The sequence below is a fragment of the Paenibacillus sp. J31P13 genome (assembly GCF_056269295.1).
Window position 1 is genome coordinate 550,547 of sequence record NZ_JBWDNR010000002.1, and the last position, 19,750, is coordinate 570,296.

A 19,750-nucleotide genomic window follows, 5' to 3' on the forward strand; every position below is an offset into this window, starting at 1 on the left:
TTCTTGATTGAGACAGGAGATGGCTGAATGAATTTTAAGCTTATGAAAGCAAAACCATATGCAATTATTCTAATATGCTTGGTGACGATTTCTGCTGCCGGATGCAGCGAGAGAGAAAAAAAGACTATTGAGATTAATGCTGAGAAGGTGGGAGGACAGAATACTATGAAGCTGATTACGACTGACAAAGCTGCATATCGCCCAGGAGATTCCGTGAATTTTAAACTTGAGTTGAAAGCCTCTGAGCCTGATTCCAAACTGCTTGTTCAATACCGTCATCTCGGAGAGAAAATCGGAGAGAAGGAAATTAAAGTGGAAGGTAATCAAGTTATTTGGGAGTGGACACCGCCAGCAGATGACTATAAAGGCTACATGGCGGAAGTCTTCGTATCGAAGAAGGATAAAGTAATTGATCATCTAAATATTGCAGTGGATGTGTCCTCGGATTGGAGTAAATTCCCACGATATGGATATTTGGGTAATTTCCCTCAGATGAGTCAATCTTCGATGGAGAAAGTAATTGAACGTCTTAACCGATTCCATATCAACGGTATCCAATTCTATGACTGGCAATATAAGCATCATGATCCCATCAAAATGGTTGACGGTAAGCCGGCAGAAGCATGGCCTGATATTGCGAATCGCCCGGTCGCATTTAAAACGGTGAAGGGATATATTGATTTGGCTCACAGTAAAAATATGAAAGCAATGAATTATAACCTCATATTCGGAGCATATGAGGATGCGGAGAATGATGGCGTCATGAAAGAGTGGGGTTTGTTTAAAGATCGCAAACAATCTGAGCAGGATAAACACCCGCTTACAGGTTGGGCAAGCGATATTATGATGTACGATCCTGCTAACGAGGAATGGCAAAATTATCTCATAGAGAAAGAGAAAGGCGTGTTTAAGCAACTACCCTTCGATGGATGGCATGTTGACCAGTTAGGGGATCGGGGGACCTTGTTCAATGCTTCGGGGGACGTTGTAAAGCTTTCGCAAGGGTACGTTTCGTTTCTAAAAGCAGCAAAGATTGGATTGAACGTCGATTATGTCATGAATGCCGTTGACCAGTATGGACAGGGATTGCTGGCAGCCTTAGCACCCTTGAATTTTCTCTACACCGAAGTTTGGTCCCATCCCAAATATGATAATTTGAAAGATGTTATTGATCAAAACAGCCAATTAAGCAGAAATAAATTGAACACCGTTCTTGCTGCATATATGAACTACGATTATTCCAAATCTAACCGGGGGATTTTCAATGAACCTGGTGTCCTGCTTACTGATGCAGTGATTTTTGCCTCAGGGGGATCTCACTTGGAGATTGGAGAAAATATGCTTTCCAGTGAGTATTTTCCTAACAATAATTTATCTGTTTCACCAAATCTAGAAGAAAAATTGATTCATTACTATGATTTCCAAACCGCATACCAGAATATTTTAAGGGATGGTCTGGAGGAATCGCCATTAAAAGTAATGAGCTTAGGCGGGCCTGAAATATCTTCTAAAGCCGAACAGGGGCAAATATGGTCTTTTGCAAAGCAAAAAGACGGGAGTGATATTGTTCATTTCATCAATTTCACTAATGCGAACACTATGGAATGGAAGGATAATGAGGCGAATCAGGCCGAACCAGATGAGCTTCAGGATGTGAGCATTGCCCTTCAGGAGGAAAGAAAGGTGAGCAATATCATGTTTGCGTCTCCTGATTATTATAACGGCTCTCCCGTACAATTGACATTTGAACAAAAAGACGGAAAAGTGTTATTCAAGCTGCCGAAACTGAAGTATTGGGATTTGATTAAAGTCAGCTATGAGGAGCAACATTAATCCCATAAGGGAACCAAATGAAGCTGGTAAAGTGAATGTCTAGTAGACAAATGTTTTGGAAACAGGGAGAAAAATGTCGTTAAGGATGAAATCATTTATCTACCATAACACACGACGGCTTCCTATCTCATCAAACACTTAAGTGCACTTATACTAAATAAGCAACAACTAACTATTAAACAGAAATTAGATGGAGGGTCCTATGAAAAAGAGAGTGTCATTGTTCATTTCGTTCACATTAATTATTTCACTCCTGCTTTCTGCTTGCTCGAAAGAACCTGAATCAACCGATCCGGTTGGATCAGATAAAAATGAAGCCGTTGGTGGAAATAAGCAAAATGCTGAATCTGGTATTGACGAAGACGGCAACGGGGTTGCCGACTGGCAAGAAAAACAGATTGAATTGGAAATTGCCTTCAGACATTATGGTGAAAACGACGAGACAAACCCTTTGTTCTTAAACGCTCAAAAATTCTCGGAAAAGTATCCAAATATCAGTGTCGTACGAGATCGTCAATTTGCAGTTGAGCAATCGGATACGGATGAGCTTGAGATCCTTACAGCTAGAGCGATGGAAGGGACTTTGCCTGATATTTTCTATTCGCCTCTTTCTGCTGAAGCCTACGACAGGGAATTAACGCTAGATTTAACATCATATCTTGAAACTGACTCCGAATCGAAATGGATTTCTGAGAATGCGAAAAATTTTATGAAAACGTATGACGATAAAGAAATCTATGGTATTCCTTGGATGTCTGTCGCACAGTTCCCTGCATTGAACTTAAAGCTGCTCAGAGAAAACAATATCACTATTCCACCATATAACTGGACATATGAAGATTATGAGCATTTGCGCGCGGAAGTCGCAAAACTAACGCCCAATAATCCGGTTTTTCCAGGAATGATTGATTTCATCGAGATCGGAACGCATTACTTTGACAGTATCCCAAACGGTTGGAAAGGATTCAATATCGATACGCGAAGATTTGACTACGCCAATAGCCCGAAATTTGGGGAATGGTTGGATTTGGTTTCTAAGGAAGGAAAGCAGGGCCTGCACTTTTATGATCTTTCGGAGGAAGAGAGAGCGAAGAAGACAGGCAATTTAGGTTGGCCTTGGGGTGACGGCCTTCAAGCAATCGATAATGTATGGATGTATTCGCTAAGTGGTGACGTTAACGAATTAGTGAAAACTCGAAAAATGGAAATCGACATATATCCAATGCCGAAGGCTCCGGAAGGCGGAACGACCAATATCCGAGGCTTCTATGATACCTTAAGCTTGTCCAGTGAACTAGCGAAAGATCCTTTGAAAGCAGAAGCAGCCTATCAATTGTTGAAATGGCTGACATACGGAGAGGAAGGCTTGAAATCTCGGTGGGCATTGATTGATGAATATATAGGGCATCCCGAGGATGCTCCTCTCAGAGCTGAAGATAGATTAATGGATTTCATTCAAGGCTGGCCAATTACAACGAATCCTGAAGTACTCAAAAATCATCCTCTTGTTAAGGGATTTCCAGAAGATAGTGACTTGGCAATCTTTAACTTTCAGGCATTCCAAAATGTTGATTTCCAGCAAATGTTATCAAATCCTGTACCATTCCCAAGAAATATTCCAGCTGTAGTTAAGGCTTACGAAACATTGGATCCGTGGAAAATAAGAAATCAAATTCGTGATGAGGGTAAAAAATACAGCGATATTTCATCTGAATGGGACGGAGTTCTGAACAAGACCCTGGATGATTATTTACGTGAATATAATAAATAATTAAATATGCGTAGTGAACAATCAATAGTTTCTAATTAGAAATTAATTAGGAACTATTGATTTCTTTAGTCAAATTGATTCTGTTAGGTTGTGATCAAATGAAGAAAAATAAGAAAATCTTGTATTTCATTACCGGAATTTTCATGATCGCGATTGCAGTGGTTTTTTTTATCGGCAGCATTAATTTGAAGGATGAGGATACTGTCGCATTATCTAAAGCCGATTATGAACGCAATATAGCAACTGTAGAAGCCTATGCGAACAGCTATAGCGATGCTAGTAATTATTACAGTGTCCTTAAAAAGTGGGAAGAAACGAATGTGAAAGCTCCTATTCTTAATGATAATCTTCCAATTACAAGGATGGATGGCGGGAAAGTATATGACAAGACACAAAGCAAAGGTTATGGAAGTGATGTTACTTATCTAGCACCGAAAGATGTCTTAACCTTTGATGTAGATGTAGATCAAGACGGGCTTTATGAAATATGGCTAGATTATTACGTTTTAGAACAAACGGCTTTAAAACCGGAGCTCGACATCGATATAAATGGAGAGAATCAGTATAACGAGATGAATGAATTAAGACTCCCTATCGATTGGCAGGCAACAGTGGACGGATCTAAGCTTGATCGATTTGGTGATGAATTGACACCGAAATCGCAAATTCTCTCAACTTGGAAAACAGAAGGTTTGGTTGATCCCAATTTCTTTTTCACCGAACCTTTGAAGTTTAAATTGAATAAAGGGAGAAATTCGATCAGCATCACACTGAACGAAGGATATTTATTGATTGGAAAGATAGAGATTAAGAATACAGAATCCATTATTGTGACTTATAAAAACTACCGTGCAGATCAGAAGGTGTCGGGAGCAGCATTAAATAAACCCGTTACGATTGAAGCAGAGAACATTTCTGTTAAAAACAGACAAAGTATTCGCACTAAATATGTTAGAGATCCGCAAGTTACACCATATGAATATAAACGCAGAGTAATGAATGTACTAGATGGCTATTCGTTCGGAGACAGCGGTGATCGCGTATCGTATTTATTCACTGTCGAGGAGAGTGGATACTATCATCTTTCGTTCAAATACTCCCAAAATACAAACAATGGGATGCCGACACATCGGAAAATTGAAATCGACGGTGATGTTCCTTTTGAGGAGTTAAAGCAATATAATTTCGACTACTCCAGCGGCTGGAAAAACGAAACGCTACAGGATGAAAAAGGGTCGCCCTATGAAATATATTTGGAAAAAGGCGAGCATACGCTAACGCTGTCCATAGACAATTCAGAAATACGAGACGTTTATCATGAGCTGTTGATGGCTTTGGATGCTATTGATTCTACAGCTCAGGACGTAAAACGATTAACCGGAGGTCTTGTTGACAAAAAAAGAAAGTGGAAAATAGAAAAATATATCCCTGAGATCACCACCTATTTGCAAGGAATTGCTAGTAAGATTCATGAGCAAAAGCTTGCCTTAATTGCTCAAACGGGCAACAAAGATTTGCCTGTTATTGCTGAACTTGACATTGCCGAAGAGCTGATAGACGGCTTTATCAAAGATCCTGAAGAATTGCCTCATTATCTGAACAAGTTTAATGAGGGACAATCTTCTGCATACGGAAGAATAAAAACAATACTCCCTATGTTGATTTATAATCCAATGCATTTAGATAAAATATATTTTCATAACGGCAGCACTCTGCCAGCACCTAAAGCCGGAGTCCTTACCAATGCAGTGGAAAGCACAAAAGCTTTCTTCTATTCCTTTTATAATCCAAGATTTATCCAGTCTGCCAAAGCTGAAAAGGAAGCTGTTAACATTTGGGTGAATCAATCCAGATTATATGTAGAAATTATGCAGCGGATGATCGATGAGGAATTCACACCTGAAACAGGCATTAAAATCAATTTGTCGCTATTACCGGATGAAAATAAAATTGTGTTATCGAATGCAGCAGGCAGCACGCCTGACGCGGCATTGGGCATAAGCCATGGGAAACCTTTTGAATTGGCTTTGCGGGGTATCATAGAAGATTTAAGAACCTATGACGGATTTTATGAATTAGCGGAGGAATTCGATCCCAGCGCATTTGTACCATTCATTTATGACCAGGGCGTATATGCTTTCCCGGAGACACAAGACGTCAAGTTATTATTTTACCGTAAAGATATTTTAAAGTTTCTAGGAGAAGAGCCGCCTCAAACTTGGGATGAAGTCATTAGTCTCGTTCCGATGCTTCAAAAGTATGATATGAATTTCTATACACCGCTTGGTTCGGATAATGCCTACAAAGGCTTTGACGTTACCACACCATTTATTTATCAGTTCGGCGGCCAATTATATGACACGACTGGCAGTAAAACGGTCGTCAATAAAGAAGGCGCCTATCAAGCATTTGAATTTATGACAAACCTTTTTACCGTATACAATATACCGATTACTACATCTGAGTTTTTCCAAAACTTCAGGAACGGTAAAACGCCGATTGGAATAGGCGATGCGAATACCTATATTCAGTTGAAGAATGCTGCGCCTGAATTAGCCGGACAGTGGGGCGTACTCCCGATTCCAGGGATTAAGAACGAACAGGGTGTAATCGAGCGCTGGGATCCAACCTATGGAAGCTCGAGCATCATCTTCAAAGACAGTGAGAAGAAGGAATCGGCATGGAAATTCATCAAGTGGTGGGCGAGCGCTGATACTCAAAGTGCGTTTTCATACGATATCCAAGCTACCTTAGGAGAAAAATTCTTATACATGACGGCAAACCTGGAAGGGTTTGAGAAGAGCGCCTGGCCTTCCGACACCAAAGACGTTGTTTTGGAGCAATGGAAATGGATTCAAGCAACCGGCAAAGTGCCTGGAGATTATGTGCTGGAGCGTGAAATCAGCAATGCTTGGAATAAAGTGGTGTTCGATAAGCAGAATCCGAGAGTTGCGATCGACAATGCGGTGAAAATAATCAACAGAGAATTGGAACGGAAATTGAAAGAGTTTGGTTATATCAAGAACGGTGAACTAGCCGAATCCTATATTGTTCCAACAATAAATAATGTCGAAGAATGGGTGAAAATAAATGGAAAATAGTATTAGGAGAAACCTATCATTCAAACATAGCCTCAAGAGGCTGTCAGATTCTCCTTATCTGTTTATTTTACCTTATGCACTACTATTTACACTATTGATCATTTTGCCAGTAGCGATAGCAATGGCAATGTCTTTTACTTATTTTAATACCGTACAGGCTCCTCAATTTGTCGGCTTTCAAAATTATATCGATTTGTTTACAGGCGACACTGTATTTCTGCAAAATGCCGTAACCAACACATTGCTATATGCCGTCATTGTAGGACCAATAGGGTATATGTTAGCTTTTATGCTTGCGTGGATGCTCTCGCAGGTGCCTCATAAAATTAGAACTATTTATACCGTTATCATTTATTCTCCATCCGTGACGGGACCGATTATGATGACGGTTGTATGGAGGGTGTTGTTCAGCGGAGACCAAACAGGTTACTTAAACTATTGGCTTCTAAATATGAGCATTATTCAAGAGCCTCTGCAATTTTTAAAGTCACCAGAACTGCTCATGCCGATCATGGTCTTAATTGGTGTCTGGGGAAGTATGGGTGTTGGCTTTCTAGCAATGTTAGCAGGATTGCTCAATATTGATAAAACACTCTATGAAGCAGCATACATTGACGGTATTCAAAATCGCTGGCAGGAAATCTTCTATATCACCATTCCTTCTATGAGACCGCAGATGTTGTTCGGAGCGGTTATGGCTATTATCGGTACATTTAATGCATCAGGAATTGCAGCAACACTTAGTGGAGGAACGCCTCCTCCGCAATATGCGGGCTGGTTAATCGTAGACCATGCTAATGATTTCGGCTTTGTCCGGTATGAGATGGGCTATGCTTCTGCAGTCACCGTTGTTCTTCTGTATATCGTTATTTTGTTTAATAAGATCAGTTACAAATTGTTCGGAGATAACAATTAGCCTATATCCTTTTCGTTAGCGTGGTGAGAAATTTGGTTAAAATTAACCCTAATAAACTTCATAAGGATCAATTGAATTTCCATCTGTTTTTATTAATATTGTCTGTTTTTGTAGCGCTTCCTATCCTATTTATCGTCAATCATGCGTTCAAACCATTCACGGAGTTGTTCGCGTATCCACCTCGGTTTCTGGTTAACAAACCAACATTAGAGAATTTTCGATTACTTTTCACTTTTTCTGAAGAATCGGGAATCCCTTTATCCAGATACGTGTTTAACAGCTTGTTCATTACGACAATCGTTATTTTACTTACAATTCTCGTAAGCTCATCAGCGGCATTCGCTCTATCGAAACTGCATTTTAAAGGGAAGCATACCTTTAATAAAGTAAACACGTTGGCTTTGATGTTCGTTCCTGTGGCGGTTGCGATACCCAGATTTCTGATTATCGACAACTTGGGAATATACAATACTTATCTCGCACACATCATTCCGATGTTAGCGATGCCGATCGGAATCTTCTTGGTTAAACAATTCATGGATCAAATTCCGGAAGATCTTATTGAGGCTTCGAAAATCGATGGCGCCGGGAGCTGGAGAGTATATTGGAATGTTATGCTCCCTCTAGTACAACCTGCGCTAGTAACTGTTGCCATATTAACCTTTCAGGCAGTTTGGGGCAACGTCGAAAGCTCATCTATTTTTATGGATAATGAATCGCTAAGAACGCTTCCGTTCTACATGAATACATTAATCGCTCAGTCGGGAAACATTGTAGCAGGCGCCGGATTGGGAGCTGTAGCTGGTCTAGTAATGTTTGTCCCTAACTTAATATTGTTTATTATTTTACAAAATAAAGTTATGGATTCCATGGCTCATACGGGGATTAAGTAATATGAAAAAAAACTTGATACTGGGTCCGTTGAGATTTGTTGTAGCGATTGTTTTTCTTTATTTTTTTACGTTTTATGCCTATGCTTCTGCTGATACTCCCTATTACACATATACCAGCGATAGTGAAGGTTACTTGATTAAGACTCAAGCTGCTTATACCCCTAATAATCAAATAAGCATAATTAACGGTGAGAAGTTAGAGATGCCTGAGCACGTCTTTGTCGATGACCAGGATTATGTGTACATTACAGACAGTCTGAAGAAAAAAGTTTATATCTTGGATAGGAACTATCGGTACTACAAAGAATTGGCAAGCGATAAATTTTCAGCAATAAAAAGCACCTTTGTAACAGAAGAATCGATTTATGTGGTAGATGCCGAAAAAAATAAAATTTTCATTTTTAATAAAGAAACACTCGCTTTTATAAAGGAAATAGGAAGTCCGGATTCACCGATATTCGCTGAAGGATATGAGTTTAAGCCGACTCATATCGCGGTTGACGTGAGAGGCAATCTTTATATTAGAAGCACCGGTTCCTTGAATGGCTTGATTATGTTAAGCAGAGATGGAGAATTTATTACCTTTTTCGGGGCCAATCCGCTAAAGGTACCTTTTCTGGATCGGCTAAGGTCATTTTTTCTGACGGAAGCACAAGAGGCGAAGTTGGAGAAGGTATTTCCTGATGTGCCTAGCAATATTGCGATTGATAAGAAAGGATTTATTTATACGGTAACTTCATCTGTCGAAACGAATCCGATAAAGAAGTTTAACGTATCGGGAACGAACTATTTTCCGGATGGTATGGTTGGATCTTTCGCAATGGAAAGCGTGTGGGTAGGAAAGCACAATAACGTTTTATCTGTAAGCTCGGATGGCTGGATTTATGAATATGATACAAATGGAAATTTGTTATTCCTGTTTGGAGGGAAAGACTTTAGCTCTAGTCGGTTAGGACTTCTAAACCGACCAGTCAGCATGGCTTCCAACTCTTCCGATGAACTGATTGTCGTTGATCAGGGAATGAAGCTGATTCAAACTTATCGCTCAACGGAGTTCTCAGACGCCATTCATAATGCGATGGATGCCTATCAAGATGGCGATTATACAAAGAGTAAAGAGCTTTGGGAGTATACGCTCCAGCATAACTCGCTATTTGATAACGCTCATATTGGTTTAGGCAATGCCTATATCCGTGAAGGCGATGCATCAGGAGCTAATAAAGAATTCCGGGATGCGCAATATAATACGGGCATATCAGAATCCTTCTGGGAGATTCGCCAGTCCTGGTTGCAAAAAAACTTGAATCTTATCTTTTCTATTTTTCTTGCGATTTTGTTTATTGGCTATGCTCATAAATTATTAAATAAAAGATTTGGGTATGGTGCAACAATATTAGGGCCGCTAAAGGCTGTTAGAAGGATCAAATTAATTGACGATTTGCTATACATATTTACATTTTTAAAGCAACCGTTAGAGGGATTCTACCAAATCCAATCCGAAAACAGAGTCTCAAGAAAATCATCAACTGTAATATACATTCTAGTAATCATTTTGTTCATTATGCATTATGAATTCGCTAACTTATTGTTTGTACCTAAACATGGTTACTTCCTGAATGAATTATTGGTTATGATCGGGCTTGCTGCTCTGTGGATACTGTCTAATTATTTAATTTGTTCGATTACGGATGGCGAGGGGAAGTTCAGGGATGTCTATAATGCTACGGCATACTCCTTGAGTCCAGTGCTTGTCATTATGCCGCCGCTTATTTTAATTAGCAACGGATTAACGCTAGAACAGTCAGTATTCTATCATCTTCCGATTCAGGCCATGACAATTTGGATTGCATTTTTAATGTTTTTTAAGATAAAAGATATTCATAATTATGAAGTAGGCGAAACTGCCGGTGTTATATTTAGAAGTTTATTTACGATGCTGATAATTGGATTGTTCATATTCGTCTTTTATTCATTAGGAAATCAACTCGTTGGCTTCGCGCATGATGTCGTTACGGAGGCGATCAACAGGTGGTAAAAAAAATATTGAAATATGGAATTATATTGCTAATACTAGCAGCACTTGGTGTGAACTATTTTCTGAATCATTACCAGAAGGTAGATTATGGGGTTGTGGTCTCTAAGAGCCATTACGAAGATATTACTGTCAATGATAAGCTGAATGTCTGCATGGACAAAGCACCTGAAGCGAAATTGCCAGTTACCTTCAGAAAGGTAGCCGAGAACAATCAGTTGGAGCTTTATCTCGAAGATGAGAGCGTTGCGATTGCCGTCAAAGATAAATGTAACGGGTATATCTGGTTTTCCTATGATGTCAACTTGGATATGAAAGAGGCAGGATATAGCGCTGAAGTTGTCGGGTATATGAAGTCAGGCATCTCTTTGATTACGTATGATAAATTCACTCCAGGCCGGAGAACGGTACTTAGTGATAAAGTCGAAAAGACGTATGAAATAAGAAATGATGGATTTACCGCAACAATTGACTTCACAAAGGCTCAAATTAAATTTGATGTTGTTGTTACGCTGCAGCAAGGAGACTTAATTGTTAATGTTCCTCGTGAAAGCATAAAGGAGTACAGCCCCAAACTGTGGAAGCCTGGTAATGATGATATTTCATTAAGTGAGATTATTGTGTATCCGTTTTTTGGAAGTACAACTCATAAGGAAAACGGATATATCGTAATTCCAGACGGATCGGGAGCAATCGTTAAATTAGATGAAACGCCTAAATTTGCAACCGGATATTCAGCCCCAGTCTATGGCCATGATTCCGGTTATGAAAATACGGCTGTTCAAAATTCCAAAAAAATAGCCGTCAAGCCTCTAGAAAGAGTAACACTGCCCATATACGGAATCATTCACGAGACAGATCATTCTGGTATGTTGGTTATAGCGGAGGATGGGGCTAGTTACGCCTCATACAATTATGTGTCGAGAGATTTGCAGACGAAATATTATCAATCGTACTTTACTTATAATTATCGTACTGCATATGCCCAGTTCCAAAGCAGGACAAATAAAGATCAGCATGTATTGGGCTTTCAGGAGCGCCCTAATCAATTTGATTTAGTTCAACGATATGTTTTCTTAAACGAAGACAAAGCAAATTATGTCGGGGTTGCTAAGGAATATCGTAATTTTCTGGAGAAGAAAGACGGGCTAGTCAAGAAGAGGACGGATACCTTTGATGAAGTCCCTATGAAGATTGATTTTATTAATAACGAAGTCACAATGGGCACGCTGGGTGTAGAAAATGTAACAGCGACAAAGTATAAACAAGCTGAGACGCTTGTGAAGTCGCTGTTGGATAAAGGATATGATGATTTAAACGTTACTTTTAAATCTTTTATTGAGGATGATCTTGCCTACCGATTTAAAGTGTTGAAGAATCTGGGCGGTAGTGATGATTTTAAGGAGACGACTGATTTTTTTAACGCCAATCATATTAAGTTTAACTATTATGTGGATTACGCCAAATCCTATTATGATAAAACGAAATATACGGCGAGTAAACTAAACAGACAAGATTTAAATGTATTAAATGAAAGGAAATCATTATATAACTACTTGAACAATCCCAAATATTATCATGTTCTAGCGGAGAAAGATCTGAATGTATATAAGAAATTTGGGATTCAATCGCTGGCATTGGATGGTTTTGGGGCTAATCAATTTACCCATTACGACAAAGGGGTAATCGGTTATGCGAACGAGGGAATGGCCTATACGGAAAATTTATTGAAGGATTTGAATGGCAACGGGATTAAAACCGGTGTTTATTCTCCAGATGCTTATCTGTATAAATATATCAGCGATTATTACGAAGCGCCGATCACTTCATCTGAGCTCATATTCATTGATGCTACGATTCCATTGGTACCGCTAGTTTTAAGTGGATATGTAGATATGTATTCGCCGTATATGAATTTTTCATCCAATGACAGGGATACAATGCTCAGATTAATAGAGTTCGGTATTTATCCGTCATTCGTATTAACGGGCGAATCGACATATAAGATTAAACGTACCACATCCAATGATATTTACACTTCTGAATTAAAATATTTGGAGGATCGTATTGATTTTTATTACAAAAATTTAAGTCAGGCATTAAATGAAGTATTAGGCAGTGAAATGATTAATCATTCGATTATTAGTGACGGGGTAATTATGGTCGAGTATGACAATGGTAAGAAAATCCTTCTTAATTACAATGATACGGATTACAGCCATGAAGGTGTGAACATTAAATCAAAAGGGTTTGTGATACTATGACAACTGTTACTGCTAAAGGTAATACGGGAGAGGTTAAAGCTAAGCCTGCAAAGCCCCATTTGAGCATGAAGAGCAAGCAAGGCTTAACAGGATTACTCTTTATCAGCCCTTGGATTATCGGGTTTTTGGCTTTTGTTGCTTATCCGTTGTACAAAACCATCTTCATGAGCTTCTATACGGTTTCCTTTGGACTCAAAACAGGTTGGCGATATAAATGGGTCGGAATGGAAAACTACAATAGGATTATGTTTGAAGAAATCGACTTTGTCGTAGAAGCGCAGAACTTCTTTGTTGGAACTCTGTTATATGTCCCGGTCATCATCGCCTTGTCGATCATCATTGCCATGCTGCTTAATCAAAAAATAAGAGGAAAGTCATTCTTTCGATTGCTGTTTTTCTTGCCTATCATTATTTTAAATGGTGAGCTTATGGAAAATATGAGCACATACGGGGGAATGTCAATTATCGCAAATCGATTTGTTTTGGATACGCTCTATACGGTTATACCGTCAAAAAGTGTAGTTTTGCTAATTGGTGATCTCTTTGAACTGATTATTCAACTATTGTGGTACAGTGCCATTCCGATATTGGTTTTCCTGGCGGCGCTTCAAAAAATCGGCAAAGACATGTATGAGGCTGCTTCAATCGATGGGGCTTCCCCATGGACCTCTTTCTGGAAGATCACCTTACCTACCATATATCCACTGGTAAGCATATGTGTAGTATATGTTGTCGTTTTTCTAGCGAATTTCGAAACTAATCCGATCAATACAATTATTATGGAGTCCAAGTTTGATGGCTCTAGGCGTGAAGGATATGCTTCCGCACTTTCCATACTCTATTCCATTGTTCAAATCGTATTAATTTCGATTCTGTACTATGCGACTCGCAGCAGGACTTCAAAAGAGAGGTGAGATAGTTGCTAGATATGTATTTCCGTGTTAAACATCAGATCGGAAGATACTCCCCGTCAGTTAAAAAGTTTTTTTTCGGAATGCAAGTCAGCGATGGGCTGTTATATAAAGTAGCCAATTATGCCATTTTATCAGTCTTCGGATTTGTGTTCCTATATCCGTTACTCTACATGTTGTCGGCAAGCTTAATGTCCAACTTAGATTTAGCTGATAACACTATCGAATGGCTGCCATCCAGTCTCTATACCTTCAACTATGAGATGACATGGAAGGCTTTGAAGCTGCCGAATGCGTTTGTTACAACGACCTTACTGGCAGGCGCTACAACGCTAAGCGTTATTATTTCTTCCGCGCTTATAGGCTATGGCTTGGCACGCTTCGATTTCAAAGGTAAAAATATCGTATTTGTATTGTTGTTATTTACTTACATCGTTCCAAAAACATTATTCTTTATCCCGAGATTCGAAATTTTTATGGAATTAAAATTAAAAGGAAATATCGGGGCTCTTATCGTCCCTGCATTAACCGGTCAAGGGGAACAAGCAGCTCTCTTTATTCTTATATTCTTTCAGTTTTTTAGAATGATCCCAAAGGCGCTGGAGGAAGCGGCATTTCTAGATGGAGCAGGGGCTATAAGGACATTTTTGAAAATAGCACTACCGATGGTCGGTCCAGCTTTTATTATCGTAGGCGTATATGGATTCTCGATTAATTGGAACGAAACGTTTTTAACCTCCTTTTACTTAGAAGGGAAAATACAGACGGTTCCTATGCTGCTAGGAGATTTGCAGAATTCGTTCGGGAAAGTGGTCAATGCGAGCGGCGGGGGTGATTTAAGCAAAAATCCGAATCTTAATTTTACAGAAGCTAAAATCTTTGCTGGAACCCTTCTGTCCATTATTCCTCTCGCTCTTATGTATTTATATGTACAGAGATGGTTTGTGGAAAGTATAGATAAATCAGGTATTACAGGTGAATAAAATAATACAATCGATTAAGAATGCGATTCTGATGACCTCACCTCAGAAAGTCATTCTCGGGGGAGGTGTCATGCAGCAATCCCAGTTGTTCCCACTGATTAGGAAAGCTGTGAAGCACAACTTGAATGGATATGTAAGTACAAGCGAAATTAATAATCATATGGAACAGTACATCGTGCCGCCGGGTTTTGGACATCAAACTGGGTTATACGGAGCATTAGCCCTTGGACTTCATGCTTATGAGCAGGCACAGGTGAACAGCTCTATTTAGTAGTGAACGTAATGAGCGTAATACGTAATACGTAATAGACAGTGGGTATTGCCGGGGGATTGCATAATGATTCCTCGGTTTTTTTCTATGTAATCGAGTGATTGAACTTATCCAGAGAAGAGAGAGAAAATGCCGAAGAACCCGAAAACGATAGGAAAATTACTCTTGGATTGATATAAATTAGTTCGGACCACTCACAAGTATTAATATCCATTCAAATCATAAAATTATGGAGGATTGTTCAAACGTCGTCATGTAAAAGCAGTCGCCGCTGTACCGAAGGGGATCTGGCTGCCGAGTTGGAGAGGCGCAGAAAATAAATATTGATGTTGCTTTAAATAAAGTTTTACTAAAAATATCTCTCAAACTCATATTTTACGTTAAATAAAATGACCTCGTTTTGAAAAAAAGAATTGATCAAAACGGGGTCATTCTCTATAAAGTACTATACATTTTTTATATAAAAGATTGATCATTTTCGACCTGTGTTGTTCTGCAATCGTGCCCGTTAATGGAACATCTACTTAACATTTACCAAGAAAATATTTTATCTCGCTTAAATTGGCAATGATAAAAACTTAGAGCGTTGTTCTTCATGCTTATCGAGCACAATCTGTTCCGGCTTGATGCCCTGTTCTCGTAGTACTTCAATGTTCTGCACGAGGAATTCGTCGCTGCCGACAACATAGAAGAGTCCATCCTTGTCTCCAGTAAGATTTTTCACTACTTCATAGTAGTCTTTACGGTTATCCACGAACTGTGATGTGAACTTCTTGTCGGGTGCGGATTCAAAAATATCAGTGAATAAGAAATCCTTTGATGAATCGATGTTTAGGGAATGAATTTGATTGACGTTTTCAGAACGTTCGAAATAATCAAGTACAAGTGGTCTGAAGGTTGCCAGTCCGACACCTGATGACAGCAGGTAGACATTTTTATCATCTCTTTTAAGCGGTACATTCGAATGGATTTTAAATATTGCAACTTCATTTCCGACTTCAAGATTTCTTAAAATCGCTTTAAACTCAGAGCACTGTTCTCTGATGCGTGTAGTGATACCGATTGAATTTTCGCGCGGTAAAGTGGAGATTGACATATGGCGGATTAGGCTGCGGTTTGGTTTATCTCCAGTATTAAAACCTTCCAGTGCGAAGTGGGTGTGGGAACCTTCTTCCCATGTAAAGCCTTCCGGACAGTCGAGCAGGTACGTTCTAACCTCTGGCGTTTCTTCAATAATTTTATTTATTTTAGTCCAATATATTTGCATTATACATTCTCCTTATTCTGTTATAGCTATCGTTACTATTAAGTATACAACAAGTGATAACGATTCTCAATTAAATAGATGAATTATTTCACTTAATTTATGCGATTTAAAATTAACTTTATTTTAAACGGTATATCTTTTTTACAAAAGGTACAACTTTATTTCAAATCTACAAATGAAGATCTTAACTAGGAGAATTGCTCTGCGATTGTAAACGGAAAGGGATCCAATCAGAGAGAGATATACTTCACCGCTGAATGCAAGGTTTGATTGAAGAAGTACCTCGCAAGTAGTGAGGACTCCTGTAAAGCATTGTTTGTGACAGTTACACATGCTACCCGGATTGATATATACACTTATCGGGTACCTATTCGATATTTACGGATGATGTGGATTTGCAGGATAGCTTGAAGTACCTGCGGGAGCGGGAGATCGTGCATTCGTTAAGATTCCGGGAAGCGGTGGAAATACTTAAGGAAAAGCGGGATGAGAAGATTTTTTATTAGAAATTAACTCTCTACAGTGAAGTTTTTTACTGTAGGGAGTTTTTTATTGGAGTTATGCGGTTATGTAAACGTGGTGAGGATTCATTACATTGCCTTATAGGAAATAAAATCAGGTTGAGGAATGGTGTCCCCAACCCGATGTAACTTTCTGAAACTTATTCCAAATCAACTGCTTTACTAAAAACGGATATACGATTGGATCGACCCTCCCCAACATAATTAAATATCGAGTTTTCGGGTACCGATCCACTTCACCATTTCAGGATCCCGGTGTGAAAAGAATAGGCTCTGTTTCGTATCCAACGCAGCAATCGACTCCATATCCTCATTGTCTAATTCAAAATCAAAGATATTGAAGTTTTCGATAATTCTTTCTCTACGAACCGACTTTGGTATTACAACGACTTCTTTATGTGTTAGCCAACGCAAAACAACCTGGGCAACGGATTTATTATACTTTTCAGCTATAGTTATCAATACCTTATTCTGAAACAAGTTATTTTTCCCTTCAGCAAATGGCGCCCAAGATTCGATCTGAACATTGTTCTCTTTCATGAATGTTGCACTTTCAATTTGCTGGTTGAAAGGGTGTGTTTCCACTTGGTTTACGGCAGGAACTACTTCATTATGAATAATCAAATCGATTAGACGATCCTCTTGAAAATTACTTACGCCAATTGCACGGATCTTGCCTTCACGATACAACTCCTCCAGAGCGCGCCAAGAGCCATACACATCGCCAAAAGGCTGATGAATTAAATATAAATCCAGATAGTCAAGTTGCAATCGTTTTAGTGATCTTTCAAATGCTTTCTTTGTACGCTCATAACCAGTATCCTGAACCCAAAGCTTTGTAGTGATAAATAATTCATCTCTTGCCACGCCACTTCGTTTAATCGCTCTGCCAACTGCTTCTTCGTTTAGATAAGAGGCAGCAGTATCAATTAGACGATATCCTGACAATATAGCGTCATATACGCTTTGTTCACATTCATTTGCATCTGCAATTTGAAAAACACCAAAACCGAGTATAGGCATCTCGACACCATTGTTCAAAATTACTTTTTGCATGATAAAATCCTCCAGTATTTTTAAAGTATAAGTATAGGGACCCAAATTCAGCAACTCGCATATCTAATGATGCATTGTACATACATTCATTACATCCTTATTATGCACCGGATGAAAAAGATAACGTTATCCCATTCGTGTCAAATGTTTGCCTAATCCTCTCACTTCCTCTTATATAACAAAAGAATATGGGCTATAATCAAACTATAAAAATGACGTAGTGGAGGGGCAAATGTCTGAAATAATTATGAAACAACAGAATGAACTTGCCAAAATCATTGGTCGATATACAGAAAAAGACGGTGTTCACCCCACCGCTATTTCATCCTTATTTTTCATCCGTGTCTCAAATGCTGACGTACCAAGGCATGGCGTTTACAAGCCTTCCTTATGTATGGTGGTCCAAGGTGCGAAGGAGGTATGGCTAGCGGAGGAGCGCTTTACATACAGTCCGGCTGATTATCTTGTTGCATCCGTTCACTTGCCGGTTACAGCCCAAGTCACTGATGCGTCTCCCAACACTCCATATTTGGGTTTCAAACTTGAATTTACACCCAGCCAAATTCTAGAGGTTCTACATGAATCTGAAAATCAAGTGAAAGCGAAAGTAAATCCTAAGCGGGCTATGTTTGTCAGCCAGATGGAATCGTCTTTGTTGGATTCGGTCCTCAGGTTAGTTCGTTTGTTAGATAATCCCAAAGATATACCGGTGCTTGCTCCATTATTTACGAAGGAGATTCTTTATAGGGTACTGAAAGGTGAGAATGGAAGTATTTTAGAGCAAATTGTAATGGAGGGGAGCTCAATCCATCACATCAGAGAGGTTATTGAGCACATCATGAATCATTATGTTCATACTTTTCGGATTGAGGAACTTGCCGACATAGCGAATATGAGCGTCTCCTCGTTTCATAGGCATTTTAAAGAAGTAACGGCTATGAGCCCTATTCAGTTCCAAAAACAGCTGAGACTTCAGGAAGCTCGTCGCCTGCTTTTAACCGAGTCGGCAGATGCTACTGATGTGGCATTTCGAGTTGGCTACGAAAGCCCCTCACAATTTAGCCGCGAATATTCCCGATTGTTTGGTTTCCCACCAAGACAAGATATAAAGCGTCTGAGAGCATAAAAAGGAATAAAAAAGTGAAGTCGAGAACAAGCATTGTCATTCAGTTAAATGACAAAATAATGCCGGTGGACAAGGGTGACTTTTAAGTAAATCCACTATAAGAATACTTGGAATCAAATAATTATGCAGAGATTGCAGGAACGGGAACCAAGTGTTATTTTCTCTTTAATGATGGGAAGTATAAAGTTGAAATTGAAATAGGCTACGAAATAAGGATTAATCCCCCAACCTTTGTTCAACTAATGGTCAGTATAGTTGAAAAAGGAGCTTAAATTTAAATCTCGAATATCTAATGTAATCGGATAGCTAAAAATTTGATGGCAGACAGGAGTTAGATACAATGATAAAGGGTTTCGGAGGAATATTTTGGAGGACTAAGAATCTTAAAGTTGTAAAAAAATGGTACAGTGAAGTGTTGAAGATTGAAACAGATGATTGGAATGGTACTGTGATTAAACCCCAATTAGGAAACGAGACTATCTTTTCTTTCTTTTCCGAGAATGACAGTTATTTTCCAACAGAACAACAAGTGATGTTGAATTTCCAAGTCCATAATCTAAATGAGACTATTAAGCATCTTGAACAAATTGGTGTACCTCTTGCAAAGAAAAAAGAGGTTAGTGAATTTGGAAAGTTTATTTGGATTGAAGATCCTGAAGGTCGACTGATCGAGCTTTGGGAGAAATAACGAGTTCTAATTCATTTGCGCTTGAGTTAACATGATATGATAGTTGAATAATTCACATAGATGAGCAGGCGCAGAGGTGGCCTGCTCATTTTATTAAGTTAACGGCCAGGTTAGTTT

General features: G+C 39.0%; 14 protein-coding genes and 1 pseudogene. 13 read left to right on the plus strand and 2 right to left on the minus strand.

The window, feature by feature from the left end; all coding sequences use genetic code 11:
* Nucleotides 1-27: 27 nt before the first annotated feature.
* The 10 genes from AC0YOD_RS08790 (at nt 28) to AC0YOD_RS08835 (ending at nt 14,975) form a co-directional block, all read left to right on the plus strand.
* On the plus strand, nt 28-1,833 hold the full coding sequence (locus tag AC0YOD_RS08790) for a glycoside hydrolase family 66 protein (RefSeq protein ID WP_475798890.1): 1,806 nt from the start codon (nt 28-30) through the stop codon (nt 1,831-1,833).
* Nucleotides 1,834-2,035: 202 nt separating this feature from the next.
* Nucleotides 2,036-3,604: an ABC transporter substrate-binding protein gene (locus AC0YOD_RS08795; protein WP_475798891.1), complete on the plus strand. Its 1,569-nt coding sequence runs from the start codon at nt 2,036-2,038 to the stop codon at nt 3,602-3,604.
* A 98-nt stretch (nt 3,605-3,702) separates the two neighbouring features.
* Nucleotides 3,703-6,705, plus strand: a complete 3,003-nt coding sequence (locus AC0YOD_RS08800) for an extracellular solute-binding protein (RefSeq protein ID WP_475798892.1) — start codon at nt 3,703-3,705, stop codon at nt 6,703-6,705.
* Nucleotides 6,695-7,621, plus strand: a complete 927-nt coding sequence (locus AC0YOD_RS08805) for a carbohydrate ABC transporter permease (protein ID WP_475798893.1) — start codon at nt 6,695-6,697, stop codon at nt 7,619-7,621. Before AC0YOD_RS08800 ends, AC0YOD_RS08805 begins: the two co-directional genes overlap by 11 nt.
* A 98-nt stretch (nt 7,622-7,719) precedes the next feature.
* Nucleotides 7,720-8,514, plus strand: a complete 795-nt coding sequence (locus tag AC0YOD_RS08810; protein WP_475798894.1) for a carbohydrate ABC transporter permease — start codon at nt 7,720-7,722, stop codon at nt 8,512-8,514.
* Nucleotide 8,515: 1 nt separating this feature from the next.
* A complete protein-coding gene (locus AC0YOD_RS08815) occupies nt 8,516-10,549 on the plus strand; it encodes a YIP1 family protein (RefSeq protein WP_475798895.1) in 2,034 nt (677 codons plus the stop codon).
* Nucleotides 10,543-12,810, plus strand: a complete 2,268-nt coding sequence (locus AC0YOD_RS08820; protein WP_475798896.1) for a DUF5696 domain-containing protein — start codon at nt 10,543-10,545, stop codon at nt 12,808-12,810. Before AC0YOD_RS08815 ends, AC0YOD_RS08820 begins: the two co-directional genes overlap by 7 nt.
* Entirely contained in the window at nt 12,807-13,724 is a 918-nt protein-coding gene (locus AC0YOD_RS08825; RefSeq protein ID WP_475798897.1) for a carbohydrate ABC transporter permease, read from the plus strand. The genes AC0YOD_RS08820 and AC0YOD_RS08825 overlap by 4 nt, the downstream gene beginning before the upstream one ends.
* Before the next feature lie 80 nt (nt 13,725-13,804).
* The gene (locus AC0YOD_RS08830) at nt 13,805-14,704 is read left to right on the plus strand and encodes a carbohydrate ABC transporter permease (RefSeq protein WP_475798898.1); all 900 of its coding nucleotides are present in this window, start codon (nt 13,805-13,807) and stop codon (nt 14,702-14,704) included.
* Nucleotides 14,697-14,975 (plus strand): ROK family protein, encoded by a 279-nt coding sequence (locus AC0YOD_RS08835; RefSeq protein WP_475798899.1) that lies wholly within the window; start codon nt 14,697-14,699, stop codon nt 14,973-14,975. Before AC0YOD_RS08830 ends, AC0YOD_RS08835 begins: the two co-directional genes overlap by 8 nt.
* Nucleotides 14,976-15,531: 556 nt before the next feature.
* Here AC0YOD_RS08835 and AC0YOD_RS08840 read toward each other — a convergent pair.
* The gene (locus tag AC0YOD_RS08840) at nt 15,532-16,242 is read right to left on the minus strand and encodes a dihydropteridine reductase (protein ID WP_475798900.1); all 711 of its coding nucleotides are present in this window, start codon (nt 16,240-16,242) and stop codon (nt 15,532-15,534) included.
* Between the two features lie 380 nt (nt 16,243-16,622).
* Here AC0YOD_RS08840 and AC0YOD_RS08845 point away from each other — a divergent pair.
* Nucleotides 16,623-16,748 (plus strand): annotated as a pseudogene (locus tag AC0YOD_RS08845) (manganese catalase family protein); the annotation flags it as partial.
* 219 nt (nt 16,749-16,967) lie between these two features.
* Here AC0YOD_RS08845 and AC0YOD_RS08850 read toward each other — a convergent pair.
* Entirely contained in the window at nt 16,968-17,819 is an 852-nt protein-coding gene (locus AC0YOD_RS08850; RefSeq protein WP_475798901.1) for an aldo/keto reductase, read from the minus strand.
* A gap of 232 nt (nt 17,820-18,051) precedes the next feature.
* Here AC0YOD_RS08850 and AC0YOD_RS08855 point away from each other — a divergent pair, with 232 nt between their 5' ends.
* A complete protein-coding gene (locus AC0YOD_RS08855; protein ID WP_475798902.1) occupies nt 18,052-18,945 on the plus strand; it encodes an AraC family transcriptional regulator in 894 nt (297 codons plus the stop codon).
* Nucleotides 18,946-19,285: 340 nt separating this feature from the next.
* Nucleotides 19,286-19,633: a VOC family protein gene (locus AC0YOD_RS08860; RefSeq protein WP_475798903.1), complete on the plus strand. Its 348-nt coding sequence runs from the start codon at nt 19,286-19,288 to the stop codon at nt 19,631-19,633.
* Nucleotides 19,634-19,750: the final 117 nt, after the last annotated feature.